The 20,869-nt window shown below is 41.3% G+C and carries 23 protein-coding genes and 1 tRNA gene; 11 read left to right on the top strand and 13 right to left on the bottom strand.

What is annotated here, in order from left to right; all coding sequences use genetic code 11:
* Positions 1 to 41 precede the first annotated feature (41 nt).
* Entirely contained in the window at positions 42 to 596 is a 555-nt protein-coding gene (locus NCI00_RS20290; protein WP_253530631.1) for a hypothetical protein, read from the top strand.
* Between the two features lie 195 nt (positions 597 to 791).
* Here the strand turns inward: NCI00_RS20290 and NCI00_RS20285 are convergent, their stop codons facing one another.
* The 5 genes from NCI00_RS20285 to NCI00_RS20265 form a co-directional block, all read right to left on the bottom strand.
* Complete coding sequence (locus tag NCI00_RS20285) at positions 792 to 2,054, bottom strand: hypothetical protein (RefSeq protein ID WP_253530630.1); 1,263 nt, start codon at positions 2,052 to 2,054, stop codon at positions 792 to 794.
* A 665-nt stretch (positions 2,055 to 2,719) separates the two neighbouring features.
* Positions 2,720 to 3,952, bottom strand: a complete 1,233-nt coding sequence (locus NCI00_RS20280; RefSeq protein WP_253530629.1) for a hypothetical protein — start codon at positions 3,950 to 3,952, stop codon at positions 2,720 to 2,722.
* Positions 3,945 to 4,988, bottom strand: coding sequence for a nucleoid-associated protein (locus tag NCI00_RS20275; protein ID WP_253530628.1), 1,044 nt, complete (start codon positions 4,986 to 4,988; stop codon positions 3,945 to 3,947). The genes NCI00_RS20280 and NCI00_RS20275 overlap by 8 nt, the downstream gene beginning before the upstream one ends.
* Positions 4,989 to 5,184: 196 nt before the next feature.
* On the bottom strand, positions 5,185 to 5,853 hold the full coding sequence (locus tag NCI00_RS20270; RefSeq protein ID WP_253530627.1) for a hypothetical protein: 669 nt from the start codon (positions 5,851 to 5,853) through the stop codon (positions 5,185 to 5,187).
* On the bottom strand, positions 5,831 to 6,376 hold the full coding sequence (locus tag NCI00_RS20265) for a ParB N-terminal domain-containing protein (protein WP_253530625.1): 546 nt from the start codon (positions 6,374 to 6,376) through the stop codon (positions 5,831 to 5,833). The genes NCI00_RS20270 and NCI00_RS20265 overlap by 23 nt, the downstream gene beginning before the upstream one ends.
* 142 nt (positions 6,377 to 6,518) lie before the next feature.
* Here NCI00_RS20265 and NCI00_RS20260 point away from each other — a divergent pair, with 142 nt between their 5' ends.
* Genes NCI00_RS20260 through NCI00_RS20245 form a run of 4 tightly spaced genes read left to right on the top strand, consistent with a single transcriptional unit; the run spans position 6,519 to position 8,533 of the window.
* Positions 6,519 to 7,547 carry a TIGR03299 family phage/plasmid-derived protein gene (locus NCI00_RS20260; RefSeq protein WP_253530622.1) on the top strand — a complete coding sequence of 343 codons (1,029 nt, stop codon included), beginning with the start codon at positions 6,519 to 6,521 and terminating at the stop codon, positions 7,545 to 7,547.
* Positions 7,548 to 7,590: 43 nt separating this feature from the next.
* Positions 7,591 to 7,863, top strand: a complete 273-nt coding sequence (locus tag NCI00_RS20255) for a hypothetical protein (protein ID WP_253530619.1) — start codon at positions 7,591 to 7,593, stop codon at positions 7,861 to 7,863.
* Between the two features lie 28 nt (positions 7,864 to 7,891).
* Positions 7,892 to 8,188, top strand: a complete 297-nt coding sequence (locus NCI00_RS20250) for a hypothetical protein (protein WP_253530616.1) — start codon at positions 7,892 to 7,894, stop codon at positions 8,186 to 8,188.
* A 57-nt stretch (positions 8,189 to 8,245) separates the two neighbouring features.
* On the top strand, positions 8,246 to 8,533 hold the full coding sequence (locus tag NCI00_RS20245; RefSeq protein WP_253530613.1) for a hypothetical protein: 288 nt from the start codon (positions 8,246 to 8,248) through the stop codon (positions 8,531 to 8,533).
* 655 nt (positions 8,534 to 9,188) lie between these two features.
* Here the strand turns inward: NCI00_RS20245 and NCI00_RS20240 are convergent.
* Positions 9,189 to 9,273 (bottom strand) — tRNA-Ser (locus NCI00_RS20240).
* 154 nt (positions 9,274 to 9,427) lie between these two features.
* The gene (locus NCI00_RS20235) at positions 9,428 to 10,546 is read right to left on the bottom strand and encodes a trans-sulfuration enzyme family protein (RefSeq protein ID WP_253530610.1); all 1,119 of its coding nucleotides are present in this window, start codon (positions 10,544 to 10,546) and stop codon (positions 9,428 to 9,430) included.
* A gap of 268 nt (positions 10,547 to 10,814) precedes the next feature.
* Between NCI00_RS20235 and NCI00_RS20230 the strand changes: the two genes are divergently transcribed.
* Both NCI00_RS20230 and NCI00_RS20225 read left to right on the top strand, forming a co-directional pair.
* Positions 10,815 to 11,621, top strand: a complete 807-nt coding sequence (locus NCI00_RS20230) for a crotonase/enoyl-CoA hydratase family protein (protein ID WP_253530607.1) — start codon at positions 10,815 to 10,817, stop codon at positions 11,619 to 11,621.
* Positions 11,622 to 11,725: 104 nt separating this feature from the next.
* The gene (locus NCI00_RS20225; RefSeq protein ID WP_253530604.1) at positions 11,726 to 12,628 is read left to right on the top strand and encodes an SDR family oxidoreductase; all 903 of its coding nucleotides are present in this window, start codon (positions 11,726 to 11,728) and stop codon (positions 12,626 to 12,628) included.
* A gap of 95 nt (positions 12,629 to 12,723) precedes the next feature.
* Here NCI00_RS20225 and NCI00_RS20220 read toward each other — a convergent pair whose 3' ends face one another.
* The gene (locus NCI00_RS20220; RefSeq protein ID WP_166559024.1) at positions 12,724 to 13,107 is read right to left on the bottom strand and encodes a TraR/DksA family transcriptional regulator; all 384 of its coding nucleotides are present in this window, start codon (positions 13,105 to 13,107) and stop codon (positions 12,724 to 12,726) included.
* Between the two features lie 384 nt (positions 13,108 to 13,491).
* On the opposite strand from NCI00_RS20220, the gene NCI00_RS20215 reads away from it, so the two are divergent.
* The 4 genes from NCI00_RS20215 (at position 13,492) to NCI00_RS20200 (ending at position 17,327) form a co-directional block, all read left to right on the top strand.
* Positions 13,492 to 14,766, top strand: coding sequence for a Glu/Leu/Phe/Val family dehydrogenase (locus NCI00_RS20215; RefSeq protein WP_166559122.1), 1,275 nt, complete (start codon positions 13,492 to 13,494; stop codon positions 14,764 to 14,766).
* Positions 14,767 to 14,871: 105 nt separating this feature from the next.
* The gene (locus tag NCI00_RS20210; RefSeq protein WP_253530600.1) at positions 14,872 to 15,531 is read left to right on the top strand and encodes a phosphatidylserine decarboxylase family protein; all 660 of its coding nucleotides are present in this window, start codon (positions 14,872 to 14,874) and stop codon (positions 15,529 to 15,531) included.
* Positions 15,532 to 15,577: 46 nt separating this feature from the next.
* The gene (gene murQ, locus NCI00_RS20205; protein ID WP_253530598.1) at positions 15,578 to 16,396 is read left to right on the top strand and encodes an N-acetylmuramic acid 6-phosphate etherase; all 819 of its coding nucleotides are present in this window, start codon (positions 15,578 to 15,580) and stop codon (positions 16,394 to 16,396) included.
* Position 16,397: 1 nt separating this feature from the next.
* Positions 16,398 to 17,327, top strand: a complete 930-nt coding sequence (locus NCI00_RS20200; RefSeq protein WP_253530596.1) for a CPBP family intramembrane glutamic endopeptidase — start codon at positions 16,398 to 16,400, stop codon at positions 17,325 to 17,327.
* A 12-nt stretch (positions 17,328 to 17,339) separates the two neighbouring features.
* Here the strand turns inward: NCI00_RS20200 and NCI00_RS20195 are convergent, their stop codons facing one another.
* The 5 genes from NCI00_RS20195 to NCI00_RS20175 all read right to left on the bottom strand — a co-directional run bounded on the left by NCI00_RS20195 (position 17,340) and on the right by NCI00_RS20175 (position 20,800).
* Complete coding sequence (locus NCI00_RS20195; RefSeq protein WP_253530594.1) at positions 17,340 to 18,095, bottom strand: outer membrane lipoprotein-sorting protein; 756 nt, start codon at positions 18,093 to 18,095, stop codon at positions 17,340 to 17,342.
* Positions 18,096 to 18,251: 156 nt separating this feature from the next.
* On the bottom strand, positions 18,252 to 19,100 hold the full coding sequence (locus NCI00_RS20190) for a TraB/GumN family protein (protein WP_253530592.1): 849 nt from the start codon (positions 19,098 to 19,100) through the stop codon (positions 18,252 to 18,254).
* 21 nt (positions 19,101 to 19,121) lie between these two features.
* Positions 19,122 to 19,628, bottom strand: a complete 507-nt coding sequence (locus NCI00_RS20185; protein ID WP_253530590.1) for a hypothetical protein — start codon at positions 19,626 to 19,628, stop codon at positions 19,122 to 19,124.
* 50 nt (positions 19,629 to 19,678) lie between these two features.
* On the bottom strand, positions 19,679 to 20,311 hold the full coding sequence (locus tag NCI00_RS20180; RefSeq protein WP_253530588.1) for a DUF8845 family protein: 633 nt from the start codon (positions 20,309 to 20,311) through the stop codon (positions 19,679 to 19,681).
* Positions 20,312 to 20,314: 3 nt separating this feature from the next.
* Positions 20,315 to 20,800 carry an RNA polymerase sigma factor gene (locus NCI00_RS20175; RefSeq protein ID WP_253530586.1) on the bottom strand — a complete coding sequence of 162 codons (486 nt, stop codon included), beginning with the start codon at positions 20,798 to 20,800 and terminating at the stop codon, positions 20,315 to 20,317.
* Positions 20,801 to 20,869 lie beyond the last annotated feature (69 nt).

Below are 20,869 nucleotides of genomic sequence, written 5' to 3'. Positions count from 1 at the left end.
CAGTACAATTGGTTATTTGATTTTTTAAACACTGTGCATGTATGTACAGTGTTTTTTTGTATTTTTCACCAAACGAAATAATCAATAAGATGAATTTTAGTAGGATAAAACAGGCAGGTTTTCAAATTTTAAAGGCTAGAAAAGAGATAGTTAACAATCGGCAAGATTGGGAATATGTTGCAAAACCGAGTTTGGAAACTATGGTTGATATGCTAAACAATGAACTGCCTTTTAAAGTGGATTACTCGATTTCTAAAACTGGTAGAAATATTGAAACGGTAATTTATTCTTTGGGTAGTGAGAGTAGTGACATCACAATAGATAATGAAAATGGCAGTAGGTTGCTAATAAAAGATTTGGGCTATCTGGCTTTTGGTTTAATTCACAATGGTGAAGTAAGGGTTATTGTCTCTAAGCCCAAAATAGACGGTTTGGTGGAAAATAAAGAGCAATATGTTGAGATTGGTTATTTAAAGCCCATCGAATTGACCAATGAAAGAATATTTGAATTCTTTCTTCAATTTTTATTAATGGTTGAGAAATGGGAGAAAAGTCCACCAGATGAGCCAATTGGCTTTAAACTTCCCGGGGGTTAGTTCTGTCATGCATGGTTTTCTCATAAAAATTAAATCACTGTAAATCAACAATTTAATATTGAACCTAAATTGCTTGTTTGTCATTAAAATAGCTAGATGAGTTACAAAATCTAAGTTTTGGCTCTCATAAAACCTAAAAAGGCTTGTATTATTTGGGGGTTACGAACACTCTGCCATTTTTATGAGAAAGCCCCGTCAATAAAGGTTGGAACTTACTTTTAAATCTGCGATAATTTCTTGAGCAACTCTACGATTTGCTTTTTCATTGGGGTGTCCATCTCCCTTAATCCAAAATTCTGATTGTTTGAGGGTAAATAAATCTTCATAATTAAGGATTCTTATTTGCAGATTATGAAGACGTTGTTTTACCAAAGTCGGTAATTGAGAACCAGGGTAAACCAGTACAATAAAGTTTTTATTCGCAAATTTTTCGGTATAGACTCGGTAGGCATCTTCAATGATGTCTGCCGTTTTTGCTAAATTTTCCTTTGTTATTCTTAAGGGGTAATTGATTTGAAAAAGTTTCAAAAAGGCTAGGTTATTTGCCTTATTGAAAAGCCAGTATTTGATTGGCTCTTTTTGTTTAATTATGCCTGTTTTTTCTAAACTATTCTTATCGTAAACAAGGTAATTTCCATCCCAAGAACGGCCCCAACTCAGTGAAGGAATATTTCTCTCTAAATGTCCAGTATAAAAAATATAGAATGCGACTCCTTCTTTCTCTTGTATTTCTTGAGAGAAAGAAGTTCGATTTAAATGGGCTAGCATATGTGTGGTTGTATATGAATTAAAAGCATAATTGTAAGATTTATATTGCTGATTAAGTGACTGAAAAAAATAAGGTAGTGTTTGATTATCGTTTAGTCCATCTCCGAAAGTGAAAGAGCAACCGAAAAACAGAGCATACTTACTTGCTCCTTTAGGACTGTCTGGGGTTATACGACGTGAATATTTATCAGTTGCAAAGCGTACATTGAAAATATAATGATCGGCCCCACATTTTTTTATCCAATTGAATACATTAGAAGGTTTGGGGATGATTCCTAAATTGGGGTTTGTATTGTAAACATTGGTATAATCAGGGCCAGATTGAACGCAGTTTTCCTGACCAGAATTTACGTTGGTCACTTCTACAACTTCTTTTGAGTGTTTAATTGTTAAAACAAGCCGACAAACTATTTCTACAATAAACAGCATTATTGTGATTGAAACTAAACTTAGTACAAGATTCTGGGTGTTACGTTTGGGGTTCTTCTTAAAAAGTATTAAAAGAAAGAAAATAATAATGCCAGTTTTAAGATAAAATAATAATTCTTGATTTTGAACCCCTAGAGTGGAAGAGTCATCATTGCCCAAATAATCAATAAATAGAAGCAAAGACTCTGCTGTAATATAGAATAGAAAACCATAACCTAATAAATGCAATGGCGAGGTAGTGGATTTGTGTGGAGGAATCATAACGTGTGTGGAATCTATTCAATTTAATAAAATCAAGTCTAGATTTATAAGTGTAATGTTTCGTTTTAATCAACCTACAGGGCTTTCTCATAAAAATGGCAGAGTGTTCGTAACCCCCAAATAATACAAGCCTTTTTAGGTTTTATGAGAGCCAAAACTTAGATTTTGTAACTCATCTAGCTATTTTAATGACAAGCAAGCAATTTATTTTCAACATTAAAGCGTTGATTGACAGAGATTTAATTTTTATAAAAAAACCCTGCATCTGCATATACGCAACTTTTGTACGTATATACCTCCAAAGATGAAGGATAACCGTCATTTAGTTAGCTTTGATGCACCTTTTGTGTTTTATGCCCAACAAAGACAAACATTCATATTTCCTACGTCAAATTCACAAAAAAGTTATCAAGCGGTATCTGAAGCCTTCTGAAAGGGATACTATATGGCCAAATTTTGAATATGCTACACAGCACATGACCGAAGATTGAGTCGTCAAAACCACTCAAACTGCCTTTAAGTCGGCCATCAAACACGAAATTATGGAGGGCTTTAAGTGGGTTTAACCGTAAGGTTGACAGTTTTCATCCTTTCCTCCGAAGTTACTTTTTAGGCGCTTTTAGGGGTGTTTGAGCGGGAAGGTACTAATGGGATGAATTTAGGAATTATTTCTTCAATAGGGAAGTAAAATGCCGTGGTACTTTGTCATTTTTAGGGCTAAAGTCTCCTTGCTTTATCTGAAACATCATATAGAAGACAAAAAGAAGTCCAAGAGTAACAACAGAAGCAATAAATATTATAATTGAATTCTTTATTACCTTAATTCGCCTTTTTATACTATCTCTACTACTATTTACTTCTAATTCAGGCAATCCTGAATCAGAAGCAATTTTGGCAAAATCTTTATTAAATGCTTTCTCAACTTCTAGTACATCGCTATAATAAATTGTCTGAAAATATATTGCAAAAATAATATAAATCAAAAACGAAAGTAAAACAAGATATAGAATGTATATATTGTCAATTTTATAACTGGCAAACGTCGAAGCCGCTATTGAAATCGGGACTCCTAATATTTGAGTCAGTATCTTACCTAATATCTCCCTTAGTGATGCAAAGTATTTTTCTTTTTCTTTCAATAAATCGTTTTTAAATTTTTCAAAAGAAAAGTTCTTTAACTGTAGTTCATAGTTATTATTTGCTTCTTGAAGCAATGAAGAAATATTAAGATAAAAGACTTCAATCTGAGAATTGGCACTTTTTTTTTCTAATGAAAAAAGTACGTTTTTAAAATGAATCGTAAAATCTTTACTATTCATTTTGTCAATAATTTCATTTACGTATTTACTATAATCTATGGAAGTATCAAGAAAAATAGGAATAGAAGGTATTCTTAGTTTTAAAACACCTTTAGTACCCGTATAGAAAATAATCTCTTCAGAGGCAAAATTTTCATAATCTGCAAAATCCTCTTTTTTAAGTCTATTACGAAGGTTGATGTACGCAAGTGTGTTTGTTTGAAGATAATTGTCAAAAACCTCTATTTCACCCAAATATGAGGTACCTACGCCTTGATTATATCCAAAAAAACTATCTAGATATATAAGTATATAAAAATTTTTTCTTAAAATATCTGGGGACAAATTTACATTCTGATAGAAATCATTCAAATCGACAAATACGCCATTTTCATCTATTAAAAAATCTAAATCAATTTCAATTTTATTAGAACCTAATTTTATAAATTTACAATCGAATTCAGTTAATTTATCTACAAAATAACTGAATTTATTTTTTTCAATATTTACAACCATTACACCCACATCTATAGTTGGAAGATCTAAAGATGCGTGTGCCATTTCTGACAAAAGTGCAATTTTATTGATTACATTATTCATCAATTTTACTTTCAAATGACCTTTTTTCTGAAATAATTTTATTCAGGAGCGCTGTTGATTTTATAACAATTTGCCCTTCTTCTTCGTTCAAAGTAACAAGATTTTTCCTTAAGTAATCTAAAGGAAAATCAAGTTTTATCTTATCAGCATTTGCCCTTAGCACTACTAGCCGTTTCAACTCTTGGGTATCTGGCTTAAACTCATGATTAATTATCTTTTCTTGGGAGTTTGCATATTCTATTAAGCGCTCTCTATCACCATAAAATACTTCTCCAATACTTCTCAAATCAACTATTTTATTTGGAGTACTATGTATTATATTTAAAACTCCTTTTATAAAAGTATCTCTATCCATATCTCTTTGGCCATTTTCAGAACTAGGCAAATCAATATTTCCAATTATTTCTCTAAATATTCTAGTATCTTCTTTATTACTATGTTTATCTGTTGCACAAAACCAATTTAAAAAAAAATCAGAATCTTCATTTCTTTTATTTATAAATGTAATATACCTTGTATTAGGTGTCAAAGAATCAGAATTAAATAAAGAAGTATTTATTCTACCTGCCATTGAAAGGTTGTCAACATCAACATAGATTGAATCATTAAGAATAAAAGTTCCAGATTTATTATCCTTAGATAATGCACGTCCCTTTTTATTCCGCACTAAAAATATAGCTAAATGTCTATCTCGATTTTCATATTCAACAAAAATCAAGTATCCACCTTTTGCATTGTATATTTTTTTTACTATTCCTTCTAATATTTTTGCTGACTTTTTTGAGTATTCTATAAAACTATTATTGTCACATATTGACACATATTCTCTACAATACACTGGAAAATTAGTTATAGGATTTTGCTCAAAAACAGCATAGGTTTGGGAGAGCGTTGAGTAACGTTTTTCAAGTTCCACTAGCATTTGATAAGAATCGGCTGTCTGTGGTGTCAAATCATCCGACAAATCTAGTGTTGCTTCGGTTTTGCCCTGTTCTTTTTTAAGTTCGTGAATGATAATCCTGTGTAAAGTAATCATTATGTTTGTCTTTTTTGAGGTTAATCATACGCCCATCGTGTCGCCAAACTTATCATGGGCGTTTTTTATGATGGTTAAAGACAAACATTCATTTTTTCTACGTCAATTCCATAAAATAGTTATCAAACGGTATCTGAAGCCTTCTGAATGGGATATTTACGGGATTGTTCCCCCTTTTTCTGTAGTAGACCCTACATCATTTATAATACTTCTTTTTCATGGCGTGAAGCACCGCCATTTCGGTAGGCATGGACACAATCCGTGCCTTTTGTTTGATGAGGTTAAAGAATGGATTCCAAGGCGTAGGGATTTGTTTTTTGCCAGAAAACACGAAACACAGTTCAAAATCGAAGTTGTCAACGAGAAATTTCATTGAGCGCGTTTCGCGTTTGACGTACTCGGCCAGGGTGATGCCCTCAGATTGGGGAGAATGATTGAAGTCGATGAGAATGGCCCCGAGGTTTTTAGGGTAGTGTTGAAGGTAGAAATCGTAATATTCTTCAATGACGACGTTGAAATTAAAGAAAGGTTGGACATTATGTTGAAGGTCCAACAAATAACATTCAGTGTTTTTCTTCACGGCCCAGTCTTTTTGTTGGGCAGTTTGAAAGTGCCAGACTGAAAAATCAGTCTGGCAAATGTATTTTACGCCCGCCTCGTTGACGCGTTTAAGCAGGTTCAAGTACCCTTCTTTAGAATTAAGTGGGGTAAAGTGAGTGTCCCACATGTAAAAATGAGGGATAGTATTGGGCGCAAACAACCGTTTTGAGACGAAGGGGACAAAAAACAGGTCTGAGGCAGGCTTGTAAATTTTCTTTGGGTCTTTGATAAGACCAAAGGAGTTATTTTTCAGTAACGAATTCATGTCCACAGTTGGGGCATTTACAGGTGTTGGCGGCTTTTTGTTTTTGCTCTTTTTGGTATTCTGGCTCTTTCAGATCATAATTATCAGGGTCTTTAAGGTCGCTAAAATCCAAAATGGGTATTGCATCAAAATTGATAAAATTGTCAACCCAATCCCAATCCATACCATCCACGAAATCACGCAATCCTTCAGGGGTAATGGTGCCGTATTGGGATGTACACAATAACAGCTTTTGTTTGGCATCGTCCCACGAATCGGCCTGAACCAAAACACACGGTACGGGCGTTTCAGCCCATCCCTCTTTTTCAAAAACAATTTGACGTTGATGACCGTCCAAAATGTGGTTTTGACCTTCAAAAGGCCAGACGAACATGGGGAAACAAAAGCCTTTTTGCAGGATTGATTCTTTGAGGCGTTCATAATTTGTGGGGGAAAGTGTTTTTAGTTCTCCTTGGGCAGGGAGTAAATCACTCATTTTGAGGGTTGGGAGGCTTAACAAGCCTTCATTGATGCGTATTTGCATGATTTACAGTTGTTTGAGTTGATAAAAAAAGCGGTTTTGTTTTTAATTAAAAAGAAATAATTAATAATTATTTGTAAATATTAATAATATTATTAATTTTGTATTAATAATAAATCAATACAATAAATTAATCGTTAAGAAAATGGCTTCTTTAATTGAACAAAACGGCGACTTTGTGTCGTATCGCCAAAAGGCTTGGCATGGCCTTGGCACCATCTTTCAAAATGCTTTAACTGTCAATGATGCTTTGACTTATGGCGGACTTGATTTTACCGTCGAAAAAGCGCCAAACATTCACCGCACCCCTTCGGGCGTTGAAATTGTTTCAGACAAATCATTTTTCACTTACCGCACTGATAATGACCGCATCCTCGGTGATTATGTCGGCAAAAATTACACCATCCTTCAAAACCATGATGCATTGGGCTTTTTGGATGAAGTAGTGGAAAAAGGTGATTTGGAAATTGAAACAGCCGGGGCATTGTCAGGTGGTGCAAAGGTATTTGTTTGTGCGAAAGTCAAAAAGCCCATCATCGTCAACGGCCATGATGAAAGTTATCAATACATTGTGTTATGCAATGGCCATGACGGTTTAATGGCTGTACAAGCCTTTTTTACCACTGTTCGTGTTGTGTGCAACAATACATTGCAGCTTGCTTTGAAAAACTGCCAGAACAAAATATCCATCAAACACACTACCAACGTCAAAGCCAATACCAATCAAGCATTGAAAGTGCTCGGTGTGATTGAAGCCAATCAACAATGTGCCAATGAAGGTTATAACCACCTTGCTCAAATCAGAATGAGCCAAAATCAATTCAGCAGCTATTTGGCCAATTTGTTTTTGGAACAAGAAGAAATTATCCGACTCAAAAACCGTGAAGCACAAAAAGAAGTGCTCAGCACCCGCAAATCAAACATCATTGCCAGTGTCGTTGATTATTGTTACAACGGTGTGGGACAATCGGAAGCGGGTGAAATGTCGGCTTGGTGGGCTTACAACGGTGTTACGGGCTTTTTCAACAATTGCAAAAGCTACAAAACACCCGAACACCGCATGACGGGACTTTTGTGGGGCTATGACGGTGATACGATGAATCAAGCCATCAAGCTTGCTGCCCAACCCGCCAAAATCCCTTCCGTTAAACTTGACTTATCCCTTCTTAATTAATCCTTCACGGGGCGGGCGACCGCCCCACAAACCATTTATTGAGATGAAAAAATACTTTTTTACGCTGGGTCAGGCCCACACTCATGAATTACCCAATGGTGATGAATGGAATTATCGCGGCATCGTTCAAGTGAATGCCAAAACTGAAAATCAGGCCAGAGAATTGATTGTGGCAATGTTTGGCCTTAAATGGTCTACTTCTTACACTGAAGAAACGATCACAATGGAGCACTACCCCCGAGGAGTAGTTTACACTTTTTGGTATGACGCTTTTGTGAAAAAGAGTACAGAGCCGGTTAAGTCGGTTGGGTTTTAAATAGCACTCATTAAACCTTTAAAATCTCATGGCATCCAGAAAAGCGCCAGTGCGGCATACCTGCCCCGATATAGACGAATTATTGAAAAGAGTTAAGTCAATCCAATCATCAATTAAAAACATTGAAAGTCTCGCTAGACAAATTGAGCATTCAGAAAACGAAGACATCAAATCTGATATTATGTACCATGTTAGTCAAATTGACCATGACATTTGGATGTTTGATGACAAACTGGAAGAACTCAGAAATTCTAATGAAGGTTTGCGAAATTGGGGCAATGAACTAGTTGAAGAGTTGGAAGAATTAGAGAATCAATTAGAATAGTGTTTTGTCATGTGTATTCAAATAGTAACCAAGATTTTAATTTAAAAACTAAACAAAATGGAATGTCCAATATGCACAAGCGATTTACAAGACGAAGGCGCTTGGGGTTACCTTGCCTTACATCAGTCAGGTGAAGTGTTGGGGCGTGTTTATAGATGCCCAAACCACGAAGGGTTTGAAACAGAAGAATTAGCCAATGAATTTCTAAAAAGAACAGAAAGGACGATGGAAGATTTAGGTGTTTCAAATTGGGAGGAAATTACTTGCGATAGTTCAATACACAGCGTATCGGGCTCTTTTTATACAGATAAGCAAGATAATTTACACGATGGTTATCCCTGTTAGTTGGGTCAAAGTTGTTTCTAAGCTATAACAAAAGCCCTTTTTAGTGGGCATTTGTTATAGCTTACTGTAAGGCTTTTTAATTATGTATAAAGAAATAAAATTCCCGAGAGATTCAGCAACTCAGCCAAAATCAGGTCAAGTAGTTATTGGCTACGATGAATGGTTACAAAACGAAAGGTTGGTTCAGTACAGACAAGACAGTAATCGTTTTTTTGATGAGCCATACACTGGCACAGTATATCCATTTAACAGAATGTATAAATGGCGAGAAAGTCAAAGTAGCCAAAAAATATAGGTTGTAAAATTCAAAAATCAATAAAAGCTATGGTTTACAGTAGTCAAAAATTATCATGGAACTGGTCAAAAGACGATATTTGTCTTAATGACAATATTTTGGTTTTAAATCGGTCATGGGGCGGATATGGTGTCATTGAGCAACCATGCCACAATTGCGAAGTAGCAAAGGTGAAAAAGGTCTTTACAGAGAATGGTAGGGTTCAGAAGGTTTGTATTGACCTGCAAACAGATCCCGTGAGACTAACTAACAACATACTGATATGTAAAGTATTGATATAGTGTTTCACTAATGTTTCATTAGAAAAGAGAAAACCCCATGTAAATACTTGATTTACATGGGGTTTATCGTTATACCTTGCAGAGAGAGAGGGATTCGAACCCCCGGACCTGTAACAGTCAACGGTTTTCAAGACCGCCGCATTCGACCACTCTGCCATCTCTCTAAAACTTCCCAGAACCATTGTTTTGGGACTGCAAAGGTAGCTGTTTTTCGTGGTTTGTCAAGTCTTTTTACCAAAAAAATTAACAAAATAATGTAAAAAAACTTCGCTTAAAGACCGTAAACACAGCAATATTTTGATTCTCAAATACTTATATTTACCCAAGCGCCTGGGCTAAATCCGCAATTAAATCATCAACATGCTCTAATCCGACCGAAATACGCAGCAAATTCTTCGGACTAACCGAATGAACACCCTCGGCCGTGGCCCGGTGTTCAATCAAACTTTCTACGCCTCCCAAGCTCGTGGCCCGGATAAATACCTTTACTTTGCTCTTAACGGCCAAGGCTTCTTCTGCGCCGCCTTTTACCTGAATCGACAACATCCCCCCACCCGATGCCATCTGACGCTTGGCTACATCGTATCCAGCGTGGCTTTCCAAAAAAGGATAATGAACGGCTTCTAATTTGGGATGGTTGCTCAAATAATGAGCCAGTTTAGCAGCATTTTCTGATTGCTGCCGCACCCGAAGTGCCAAGGTTTTAATGCCCCGGACAATCAGCCAACAATCAAAAGGCGACGGTACCGCCCCACCCAAGGCCTGAATCATCCGGGCTTTTTCGGCCAACGCACCATTGTCCTTAAAAATCAAAGCCCCACTCAACAAATCGCTATGACCACCAAAATACTTCGTAGCCGAATGCATCGACACATCACACCCCAAATCAAGCGGGCGTTGCAACACCGAAGTCGCCCACGTATTGTCGCAGGCAGAATAGGCCCCTTTGGCCCGTGCCAGTTCAGCTACTGCCTTTATATCCGTAATTTTTAATAAAGGATTGGAGGGCGTCTCCATCCAAACCAACTTCGTATTGGGCTGAAATGCCCCTTCTACCGCCGCTAAGTCGCTCATATCGACCTTCAAAAATTGAAGCCCCCACAAACTCAGTACATCCTGCAACAACGCGGGCGTGCCATAATACGCATCGTCGGGAATGATGACGTGGTCGCCCGGAAGCAAGCATTGAAACAAGGTGGTCGTCGCGGCCTGTCCCGACGCAAACGCCATTCCTACCTGTCCACCTTCCAGCGCGGCATAGGCCTTTTCCAAGGCATTCCGGTTGGGATTGCTGGCCCGGGTGTAAATATGCCCGTGCGGAATACTGCTGTCAGGCTCCCGCTCAAAGGTCGTAGAAAGATAAATGGGGGGCACGACCGCGCTCGCGTTGGCGTCATGAAATTGGGTACTCTGAATGGCAAGTGTTTCGAAATTCATAGATTTTTGGGCATTAATATGTTAAGTCCAGCAAGTACCGTGCGTCAGGTCAGCACCTTTGTTATTCGTAACTCCTTTTTTCGTTTATCCGTTTTCCATCGGCCCGTTTTCTCAAAAAAATTTCTATTTTCATTGGTTAAACACAATTTTACACCATTTCTTTTTGAAACAAAAATTAGTTGTGTAGGTTTGCAATTAGTATGCAAGCAGAATAAATTACACAACCATCAGCAAATTTATTTTCAGAACGTAATAAAAAAAACGATTCATGTCTTTTGAAACATTTTCCCTGGCCATCGAAAATTACGTTGCACAAGTGGTTTTTAACCGCCCCGAACGCGCCAATGCCCTCAACCAAAAAGCCTGGCAAGAAATGAAGGCTATTTTTGAGGAACTAGACGAAAATGAGGACGTCAGAGCAATCATTTTAAGGGGCAACGGCCGACATTTTTGCGCGGGTATTGATTTGGAATTATTGATGCAAGTGGCCCAATCAGCGCAAAAATGCGAAGGGCGGAAGCGCGAGAAACTTCGCCGACAAGTGCTTGATTTACAAGCCCCCATCAATGCCATTGAGCAATGCAGCAAGCCCGTTTTGGCGGCCATCCACGGTGGGTGCATCGGCGGCGGAGTAGACATTGTCAGTGCGTGCGACATGCGCTACTGCACCCATGACGCTTTTTTTACCATCAAAGAAATCGACATGGGCATGGTAGCCGATTTGGGAACTTTGCAGCGATTGCCTAAAATTATCCCGCCGGGTATTGCGCGCGAAATGGCCTACACAGGACGAAACGTATCGGGCAAAGAAGCCGAGCGAATCGGCCTGACCAATCGTAGTTTTGTGGATGCCGACAGCATGTTGGCCGAAGTCATGAACATTGCTCAGGTCATTGCCGCCAAATCTCCGCTTTCCATTAGGGGCACCAAAGCCATCCTGAACCACAGCCGCGACCACTCCGTGGCCGATGGATTGGAGTACATGGCCACTTGGAATGCCGCCATGCTCCTCTCTGACGACCTCACGGAAGCCTTTCAAGCCAAAATGCAAAAACGCGATGCCGCGTTTCGGTGAAAGGCCCCAGAAGATAAGAAATCAGAAGTAGGAAGTATGAGGTAGGAAATTAAGAAATCAGCACTTCAAATTTTATTAAATCGTCATTCAAAACTCCTGAACCAATGAATTTTTCTCAACCCATGCTGCGCGACGGGTCGCTTGCGGGCAAAACCATCATCGTAACGGGCGGCGGCACAGGCCTTGGTAAATCCATGGCCAAATATTTTCTCGAATTGGGGGCCAACGTCGTAATATGTAGCCGCCGTTTGGCCGTTTTGGAAGCAACCGCCCAAGAGCTAACCGAAGCCACGGGCGGACAAGTGCTACCTGCCGAGTGTGACGTACGCAAACCCGAACAAATAGAAGCCGTCATTGAAGCGGCCATTGCGCGTTTTGGCGCGGTGCATGGTTTGGTCAATAACTCCGCCGGAAATTTTATCAGTCCTACCGAGCGCCTTTCATACAAAGCCATCGACACGGTCGTTGATATTGTACTGCGCGGCACGTATTATTTTACCCTCGCCATCGGTAAGTATTGGATTGATAATCAAATCAAAGGCACAATCCTCAACATCTCCACTACCTACGCTTGGACGGGTTCGGGCTGGGTAGTTCCTTCGGCCATGGCCAAAGCAGGTGCCCTTGCCATGACCAAATCGCTGGCCTATGAGTGGGGCAAGTACGGTATTCGTCTCAACGCCATTGCCCCGGGGCCGTTTCCGACCAAAGGCGCTTGGGACCGTTTGTTTCCGAAAGAATTGGCTGAAAAGTTTGCCTTTGAAAACCGTATTCCGTTGCATCGCACGGGAGAGCATCAGGAATTGGCTAATTTGGCCGCTTATCTGATGTCTGACTTTTCGGCCTACATGACGGGTGAGGTGATTACGCTCGACGGCGGCGAAGTGCTCAACGGCGGCCAATTTAATTTTCTCCACGAAGTCACGCCCGAGATGTGGGATGTGCTAGAAGCCCAAATTAAAAACGCCAACCGAGCCAGCAAGCAGGAGGGTAAAAAAGAGTCCTAAAAGGCCATAAATCGAAAATAAAAAGGCGACAAAACCACGTTCTTGCTTTTTAGAAACAAGAAATTGGATTTTGCCGCCTTTTAGTAGATGTATACCTACTTACGACGCAGTTTTGCTTCAATCGTCTGCTGGGTATGTGGTACCGCCCGCAAACGCTCTTTTGGAATCAACTTACCTGTGTCAATGCAAATACCGTAAGTGCCATTTTTGATACGCACAAGGGCATTTTCAAGTTGAGTAATGAATTTTTGCAGGCGCGCCGCCGATTGGCTCATTTGTTCGCGTTCGCTCGTATCCACATCTTCCATCAATTTGGTCGCGGCACCCGTGTTGTCGGTTCCGCTGTCATTTTTACGGCTCAATGTGTCTTTGATGTACGCCAATTCATTGCGCGCTGCTTCTAGTTTTTGGTTGATGATACCTTCGAACTCTTTCAGCTCTTCTTCAGAGTAACGTTTTTTGTCTTCCTGTACAGTCATATAAAATTCCGGTTTGGGGTAAAAACTTAACGGCGGAAGTTGATTAAGGCGCAAAAATACGTTTTATTCTTTTCCTACAAACCATTTAATGTTACCGTTTAATAAAAAGGTATTTTTTTTTGATTCTACAAATCCTGCTAAATACCATGGATTATTTGGAAAATAGTGGCCTTCCCCCTACACTATTCGCCACACAGTTAGATAGTTAATACAACCTTCTTCTCTTATAAATTGCACAATACCAAGACAAAACTATATTTCTACCTTTTTCGTTTTAATCCTGTTAAGTTTGCAACTGAAAACTCCCCCTCTTAGCGCAGCCAACAGGGAGTGTTTTTTTATCAACAAATGAATATTCCAAACAATCAGAATTTACAAACAATGATGACTTACATTGAGCCAGCTCCGATAAAAGATAAGGAGAATCCACTGGAGTCTATGATGTCGCGCTTTGACAAAGCAGCCGAATTATTGGGTATCAGCGACGAAATGTACCATATCCTTAAAATGCCTCGAAAACAAGTGGTCGTGGGCCTACCCGTGACGATGGACAACGGCCAAATCAAGGTTTTTGAAGGGTATCGCGTTATTCACTCTACCATTCTGGGGCCTTCCAAAGGCGGAATTCGATTCGACATGGGGGTAAATATTGACGAAATCAGGGCTTTAGCCGCTTGGATGACGTGGAAATGCGCCGTGGTTGACATTCCTTACGGGGGAGCAAAAGGCGGAATTGCCTGCAACCCACGCGAAATGTCGGCGGGAGAGATTGAGCGGCTGATGCGCGCTTATACCACCGCTATGCTCAACGTATTCGGTCCTGACGAAGACATTCCCGCTCCCGACATGGGCACTGGCCCGCGCGAAATGGCTTGGTTGATGGACGAATACTCCAAGGCCAAAGGCATGACCGTACAGGGAGTTGTAACGGGCAAACCGCTGGTATTGGGCGGCTCGCTCGGCCGAACCGAAGCTACCGGACGAGGCGTAACCGTTTCGGCACTTTCGGCCATGGAAAAAATGCGTATCAATCCGTACCGTGCTACTGCCGCCATTCAGGGATTCGGCAACGTGGGTATGTACGCAGCAGCTCTCCTCCACGAACGCGGCGTAAGTGTGCAGGCCATCAGTGATATTTCGGGAGGGTATTATAATTCCAACGGAATCGACATTGAAGCCGCTATGGCTTACCGAAATGCCAACGGAGGAATGTTGGAAGGGTACACCGGAGCCGAAAAAATCACCAACGAAGAGTTACTTTCTCTCCCCGTGGACGTGCTCGTTCCAGCCGCCAAAGAAGATGTGATTACCCACGAGAATGCCGCCGATATTCAGGCAAAAATGATTGTGGAAGGTGCCAACGGCCCCACTTCAGCCAGCGCCGACGCCATCATCAACAGCAAGGGAATCATGGTTGTGCCCGACATTCTGGCCAACGCGGGCGGGGTAACGGTTTCGTACTTTGAATGGGTTCAAAACCGCATCGGCTACAAATGGAATTTGGAACGCATCAACCGCCGCTCAGACCGTATCATGAAGGATGCCTTTGAAAATGTATACGCTACCTCTCAAAAATACAAAGTAAATATGCGCTTGGCGGCTTACATTGTGGCCATCGACAAAGTGGCCAGCACTTACAAATTCCGTGGTGGTTACTAATAAAGTAATGCGCTGTGAGTAGCGAGTAGAGAGAAGATTGTTATTTTTGCGAGGTGAAAGGCTTAAACCTATCCCTCGCATTTTTTATTTTACCTATACTTAAACATGACTATTCATAAAGAAGGCACAGCCAGCATCGGATTAGCGGCTCTTTTTGTATTGATAACCAACGGATTGGTTCGCTATTTCTGGGGAGAGTTGGATTGGTTGACCACGGCTTGGCTGGTCGCTTCCCTTATCTTTTTCTTTATCATCCTTCAGTTTTTTCGAAAACCAGCCCGCGTTTTTTCTATCAACTCAAAACACGTCATTGCGCCGTGTGATGGAAAAGTGGTCGTCATTGAAGAGGTAATTGAAACCGAATATTTCAAAGGGCCACGCCGTCAGGTGTCGATTTTTATGTCACCCATCAATGTACACATCAACTGGAATCCCATCGCGGGGGTTGTCAGTTATTTTAAGTACCATCCTGGCAAATACTTAGTGGCTTGGCATCCAAAATCCAGTACCGAAAACGAGCGCACCACCACCGTTATCAAAGCTCCCAACGGCGTAGAAGTACTTTTCAGGCAAATTGCCGGCGCATTGGCCAAACGAATAGTCTGGTACGTAAAAGAAGGGCAACAAGTAACCCAAGGCTCCGAAATGGGCTTTATCAAATTTGGCTCACGGGTAGACCTTTACTTACCCTTAAACGCCAAAATACTTGTCAATTTAGAAGATAAAACGAAGGGCGGAATTACCGTTTTGGCCGAATTAGAATAAGTGTGTTGTTGCCTTTATTTCATCCTACGCATTACCTAAAAAGACTATGCTATCAACTTCTACGACTGAATCTACTTCCCGATACGAAAATCTTGACCAAATGAGTGTTCGGGAACTGCTCATCAACATCAATAACGAAGACAAAACCGTCCCCTACGCCGTCGAAATGGCCATTCCGCAGATTGAGGCTTTGGTCGAACAAATTGTGATTCGGATGAAACAGGGAGGGCGTCTCTTCTACATTGGGGCAGGCACAAGCGGTAGATTAGGGGTAGTAGATGCATCTGAATGTCCGCCTACTTATGGTGTTCCTTTTGATTTGGTCATCGGGCTGATGGCCGGAGGCGACCAGGCCATTCGGCGGGCGGTTGAAAACGCAGAGGATGACCCCGAACAGGCATGGATTGACCTTAAAGCTTATGAAATTGATAAATTGGACTCACTGGTAGGCATTGCGGCCTCAGGTCGAACCCCTTACGTGATTGGAGGATTGCAGAAAGCCCGCGAATCTGGTATTCTGACGGGGTGCATTGTCTGCAATTCAGGTTCGGCGGTAGCCGCCGCCGCAGAGTATCCCGTCGAAATTGTCGTAGGCCCAGAGTTTGTCACGGGAAGTACACGCATGAAATCGGGAACCGCCCAAAAATTAGCGTTGAACATGATTTCAACCTCGGTGATGATTCAGCTGGGGCGCGTGAAAGGAAATAAAATGGTCGATATGCAAATGACCAACTATAAGTTGGTGCAACGGGCCATCCGGATGGTTAGAGAAGAGCTACCTCACCTTACTTCGGAAGAAGCGCAGGCGCTGCTAGAAGACCACGGAAGCGTACGCAATGCCGTAGAAGCGGGCAGAAAGAGCTAAGATGAAACCAATTTGGGACGCGCTTCGCAAACACCTGCGGCAAGACTTCCGTTGGAATCTTTACGGAACCCTTGCCCTGTTTTTAGTATTGTTTATAACGTTCAATTACTCGGTCAATCTCGAACGCGGCATCATTGATAGCTACCGGGGCAATCCACTGCGTATTGTCTGGTATTTTCTGCTCTACTGTTTTGCCTACTACGGCGGTTTATTTATTTACTTGGGTTTTACCAAAGAATGGTGGCGCGTCAAAAACCCCCGATTCTGGCTCTATAGCGTATTCATTTTGGCCGTTTTGGGGCTTGACGGCGGTTTTTACGGGTACAATTCCCTGAGTCGTACGCTCTTTGATGGCGCGGTATACAGCTATTTGTTTCATTGCTTCACCAATGTATCTTCGGCGTTGACCGTTTTTCTACCATTGGCTCTATTTTATTATTTTGTCGATAATCAGCGCCATCATTTTTACGGACTTCAACCCAAATGGACTAAGTTAAAGCCTTACTTTATACTGGTTTCGTTGATGCTTCCACTGATTGCGTGGGCCTCTTTTCAACCTGATTTTTTACGCTCCTATCCCACTTATTTTGACTCTAACGCCGACGAATATTTCGGCGTGTCGCGCTGGGTTACGACCTTGCTTTATGAGCTGTTGTATGCGTTTGACTTTGTATCTACCGAGCTGATGTTCAGGGGATTTATGGTTATCGGAATGGCCCATTTATTAGGCAGAGGTGCCATCATTCCGATGGTAGTATGTTATGCTTCGCTGCATTTTGGCAAGCCCCTCGGCGAAACCATCGGTTCCATTTTTGGCGGTTATATCCTGGGCGTGATTGCGCTGGAATCACGCAGTATTTGGGGTGGTATCATCGTACACGTAGGTGTGGCATGGATGATGGATTTGGCGGCATGGCTACAAAAAATATAGCCATCTCCCTATTTATTTCCCTTCTGGAAAAACAAACACTTTGTTATCCAACACAGGATTGATGGCTATTTTCTCGATGATAATCGTCTGCCCTTCTTGTCCACTTATTCGATAACGCATTTCAAAAGGAAACATTATTCCATCTACTTTTTGGAAGTTATTGTACATGATTTCCTGCGGAATGCCCCTTACAGGCCCATTATTAATCAAACCTCGCGACATTAAAAGGTTGAAATTTTGGGCGTCAAAGTAATAAATCATGCTGTTTTCTTCTACTTTCTTATTTCGTTTGAGCGCCTTTTTGGTTAGTTTGAGCTTGATACAATCTACGTTACCCACTTTTTCTCGCCCTTGCACCTCTGCAGTATAGCCTTTTGACTTATAATCTAAAAAAGGATTGGGAAAATCGGCATCCGTTTCTTGCTGGACATTATAAGCATCCTCCTCTGACATGATTTCGGGAAGTTTGGTTACGGCATTGGTCGACCACGCGGTTTTTCCATCATACGCCATCTGAACAAACTCGACTCCGTTGACAACCGTCACCATTTTTAGTTTTCCACCTTTTTCCTGAAGTATTGTTACGGGAATTTCCACCGACTGCATTTTGATTTTCCCTTCCATTCGAAGGGATTTAATGGTCGATAGTTTGTCTTTGCCACCCGTTTGATTTAAATAACCATTCACAACTTCATCGGGAGTTTGCGCCCTTACCACCACAGCCATTAACCCCAACGCAACAAGCACCATTGATTTGATTGTGTTCATTCTTCTTTCGTTTATTTGCGAGATATTAATAATAAATAGGTGCGAAACCGCCTAGCTACGCAGTGCTACTTAACGACAAATAAAACGCATTTTCACCGCTGGAGGTATATCTGCTTAGGTTAAAAAAAGACGTTTCCGCCATTATTAAACCTAAAATTACAGCACGGCTTTTACGGTATACCCCTGTTTTTTAAGCAGTTGCAATACGCCTTTTGCTCCTCCCAAATGTCCTGCACCTACCGCAAAAAAAGTGGATTTTGACTTCATGGCCTTTTCCATGATGGGTACCCAAGCCGTATTTCGGTTGGCCAATAAAATGTCTTCGTAACCATTAAAATCCCATTCGCTGTTGTCCATCAATTTTAGCAGCCCTTCCAAATCCTGCTTTTTGTAGAGCGTCACCATATCGCCAAATTCTTTTGTGGATTCATCTTTTTTTCGAACCATATCCGCCAACAATCCCGCCTGTTTTTCATAGGGAATTTGGTCAAAAACGCCCATCTGAAGTTCAACAGTTTCAAGTCCCAGCACCTCTTTTTTGGCACTGGAAGCCATCTGGGTAAACACCAATTCGTAGGATTGGGGCTGGCAACTCAGCAGGGTTGTGTACAGCATCGACATAAGCGCAAATGGCTTCATCCCACCCATTTGGTCAAGGTTTGCCCCCATTTTAGCTTTAAAATAGTCGCTTAGTAGCGTATACTCCTCGGGCTTGAGATAGTCTTTCATTTTCTTTCCGTTGGTGAGCATCATCAGCTGCATCATCTTCGACATCAGGGTTGGGTCATCCATATCGAGTTCGAGGTAGACTTGCTCCGCCTTTTGAAAGGCCGACTTGGTCGAATCGGTCATAAAATAATCATTGGGACAAATCATGTGGATGGTTCCGTAAACGTACGACGGCTTGGTCAGGCCATTGCCAGACACCTCCCACAAAAGGGATTTCTCTTGGGCGTAACCCCACTGTACGAAAAAACAAAATACGAGAAATTGAATTGTTTTCATGGTTGTTAATGTATGGGTTTGTTAAGCAGTTGCCAATAAAATAAATGTGCCCGCGTCAATGTCGCCACCCTCGCTTTGGGCTATCGGATAAAAATAGTGCCAGACGATACCCGCCAGCCAAAAAGCGTAGGGAGTAGATTTAAACGCCTCATCCATGCTAAATTCCGTTTGAACGCGCCCTTCGACCGTCACCAAACGAGCCTGCACCAAGAGTTGTTTTTTTTCATCCAACAACTGAACGGCGGCTAAGGGATTATTGGTAAAGGTAAGGTGATACTGAGCCCCCTCCAATGAAATAATGGAAGAGGAACCGTACCAATTTTTAGGACGCATATCCCCCAAAATTTTGCCGTCAGGCCCAAGCCCAATCAACTGGTACTGTTGTTTCCAACTGTTTTTGAGTTTAAAGTGATAAAATTTACCCGCTGCTTCCCAAGTAGTGACTTTAGGTTCATGATGAAGCTTTCCCAAAACCTGACCATTATCGGTGAGTTCAAAGGTTTTAGCATTTTTTCTTGTCCATTCCATGCTGTTTGAGTTGTTAGTTTGGGAGATAAGTCGCAAGTACAATCTGAATGTTACAAATCTTGGTTATTTTTTTCTTCCAACTCTCTCAAACAAACCTCAAGCCGTTCTAAATATTGCCCATACAAGCGTTTAACGTACCAATTCACGAACGGAATGGAGGTCAAAGCGTAGGCTACCGACACCACAAAGGTGACTAATAAAACAAAATTTGAGCGTTCAGGGATAATTTTTTCTTCCACAAATACATACATGACTCCCCAAATAACACCAAAAGCCGCCACGGGGGTCAGCATCAAATTGATTCGTCGGTACCAACGAAGGTAATCCCGCAACATTGTTATCTGCCCCTGAAGGGTACGGTGCAAATCCTCAATCGGTCGTTGGTGAAAATTTTTCAGAAAACGATAAAACTTCAAAAAAGGCTTGAAAAAAGGAAGCAAAAACAATGTCATTATCAGTAAGCTTGCTACCCTAAAATACCAAGGAAAGGGCACAAACGCTACCAACAGAAAGCACAGCGCCACCATCAGAATCTCTCCGTAAAAACTTCTCAGCATCTTATCCGTCAGGCTGCGTGAACGCTGATTGATGAGTTGTGCCAGCGCTTTTTCTGAGACCTCAAAGCGCTGGTTTTCAGCATCCGTAACCTCTTTCCATGTATTTTTCAACTCTTCCCATTCCATAGTTCAGTCGGTTTTGAGTTTGCGTAATTTTTCCTGAATTCGGTGCATTTTTACCCGCACATTTCCGGGCGTAATCCCCACAATTTCCGCAATCTCGTCATAACTTTTTTCATCCAAATAAAGCATTACTATGGCTTTTTCGGCGTCCGAAAGCGTCTCTACGGCTCGGTAAAGCCACTGCAATTTTTCTTGCCTCTCCACCGTAGAAGAAGTCTCTGGAATTTGCGTAAACTGTTCTGAAAGCTCAACGCGCTGCCCATGTTTGCGACTGCGTCGGTAATCCGTGATGGCGGTATTGAGCGCCACCTGATACATCCAAGTGCTGAGTTTGGCCTGCTTCCTAAAATTAGGGAAAGACCGCCACAATTGAAGAACAATTTCCTGATACAGGTCCCGCTGCGCTTCGAAATCCGAACAGTACATGGTGCACACTTTCACCAAAATACCTTGGTTAGCACGCAACACCTCCAGAAATTCTGCTTCGTTCATGCACTCATTTTTTTACAATAAGTCGCAGAAAGCGGGATTTGTTACAGAGAAAAGAAAATAAAAAAAGTC

The sequence above is a fragment of the Runella salmonicolor genome (assembly GCF_024158025.1).
Taxonomy (GTDB): Bacteria; Bacteroidota; Bacteroidia; order Cytophagales; family Spirosomataceae; genus Runella; species Runella salmonicolor.
Note: the sequence above shows the minus strand (reverse complement) of the source record. Positions and strands in the feature narration are given on the sequence as shown.

Coding starts and splice junctions, on each gene's coding strand:
- NCI00_RS20290 (WP_253530631.1), top strand. CDS start 42: ATGTACAGTGTTTTTTTGTATTTTTCACCAAACGAAATAATCAATAAG.
- NCI00_RS20285 (WP_253530630.1), bottom strand. CDS start 2,054: ATGATTCCTCCACACAAATCCACTACCTCGCCATTGCATTTATTAGGT.
- NCI00_RS20280 (WP_253530629.1), bottom strand. CDS start 3,952: ATGAATAATGTAATCAATAAAATTGCACTTTTGTCAGAAATGGCACAC.
- NCI00_RS20275 (WP_253530628.1), bottom strand. CDS start 4,988: ATGATTACTTTACACAGGATTATCATTCACGAACTTAAAAAAGAACAG.
- NCI00_RS20270 (WP_253530627.1), bottom strand. CDS start 5,853: ATGAATTCGTTACTGAAAAATAACTCCTTTGGTCTTATCAAAGACCCA.
- NCI00_RS20265 (WP_253530625.1), bottom strand. CDS start 6,376: ATGCAAATACGCATCAATGAAGGCTTGTTAAGCCTCCCAACCCTCAAA.
- NCI00_RS20260 (WP_253530622.1), top strand. CDS start 6,519: ATGGCTTCTTTAATTGAACAAAACGGCGACTTTGTGTCGTATCGCCAA.
- NCI00_RS20255 (WP_253530619.1), top strand. CDS start 7,591: ATGAAAAAATACTTTTTTACGCTGGGTCAGGCCCACACTCATGAATTA.
- NCI00_RS20250 (WP_253530616.1), top strand. CDS start 7,892: ATGGCATCCAGAAAAGCGCCAGTGCGGCATACCTGCCCCGATATAGAC.
- NCI00_RS20245 (WP_253530613.1), top strand. CDS start 8,246: ATGGAATGTCCAATATGCACAAGCGATTTACAAGACGAAGGCGCTTGG.
- NCI00_RS20235 (WP_253530610.1), bottom strand. CDS start 10,546: ATGAATTTCGAAACACTTGCCATTCAGAGTACCCAATTTCATGACGCC.
- NCI00_RS20230 (WP_253530607.1), top strand. CDS start 10,815: ATGTCTTTTGAAACATTTTCCCTGGCCATCGAAAATTACGTTGCACAA.
- NCI00_RS20225 (WP_253530604.1), top strand. CDS start 11,726: ATGAATTTTTCTCAACCCATGCTGCGCGACGGGTCGCTTGCGGGCAAA.
- NCI00_RS20220 (WP_166559024.1), bottom strand. CDS start 13,107: ATGACTGTACAGGAAGACAAAAAACGTTACTCTGAAGAAGAGCTGAAA.
- NCI00_RS20215 (WP_166559122.1), top strand. CDS start 13,492: ATGACTTACATTGAGCCAGCTCCGATAAAAGATAAGGAGAATCCACTG.
- NCI00_RS20210 (WP_253530600.1), top strand. CDS start 14,872: ATGACTATTCATAAAGAAGGCACAGCCAGCATCGGATTAGCGGCTCTT.
- murQ (WP_253530598.1), top strand. CDS start 15,578: ATGCTATCAACTTCTACGACTGAATCTACTTCCCGATACGAAAATCTT.
- NCI00_RS20200 (WP_253530596.1), top strand. CDS start 16,398: ATGAAACCAATTTGGGACGCGCTTCGCAAACACCTGCGGCAAGACTTC.
- NCI00_RS20195 (WP_253530594.1), bottom strand. CDS start 18,095: ATGAACACAATCAAATCAATGGTGCTTGTTGCGTTGGGGTTAATGGCT.
- NCI00_RS20190 (WP_253530592.1), bottom strand. CDS start 19,100: ATGAAAACAATTCAATTTCTCGTATTTTGTTTTTTCGTACAGTGGGGT.
- NCI00_RS20185 (WP_253530590.1), bottom strand. CDS start 19,628: ATGGAATGGACAAGAAAAAATGCTAAAACCTTTGAACTCACCGATAAT.
- NCI00_RS20180 (WP_253530588.1), bottom strand. CDS start 20,311: ATGGAATGGGAAGAGTTGAAAAATACATGGAAAGAGGTTACGGATGCT.
- NCI00_RS20175 (WP_253530586.1), bottom strand. CDS start 20,800: ATGAACGAAGCAGAATTTCTGGAGGTGTTGCGTGCTAACCAAGGTATT.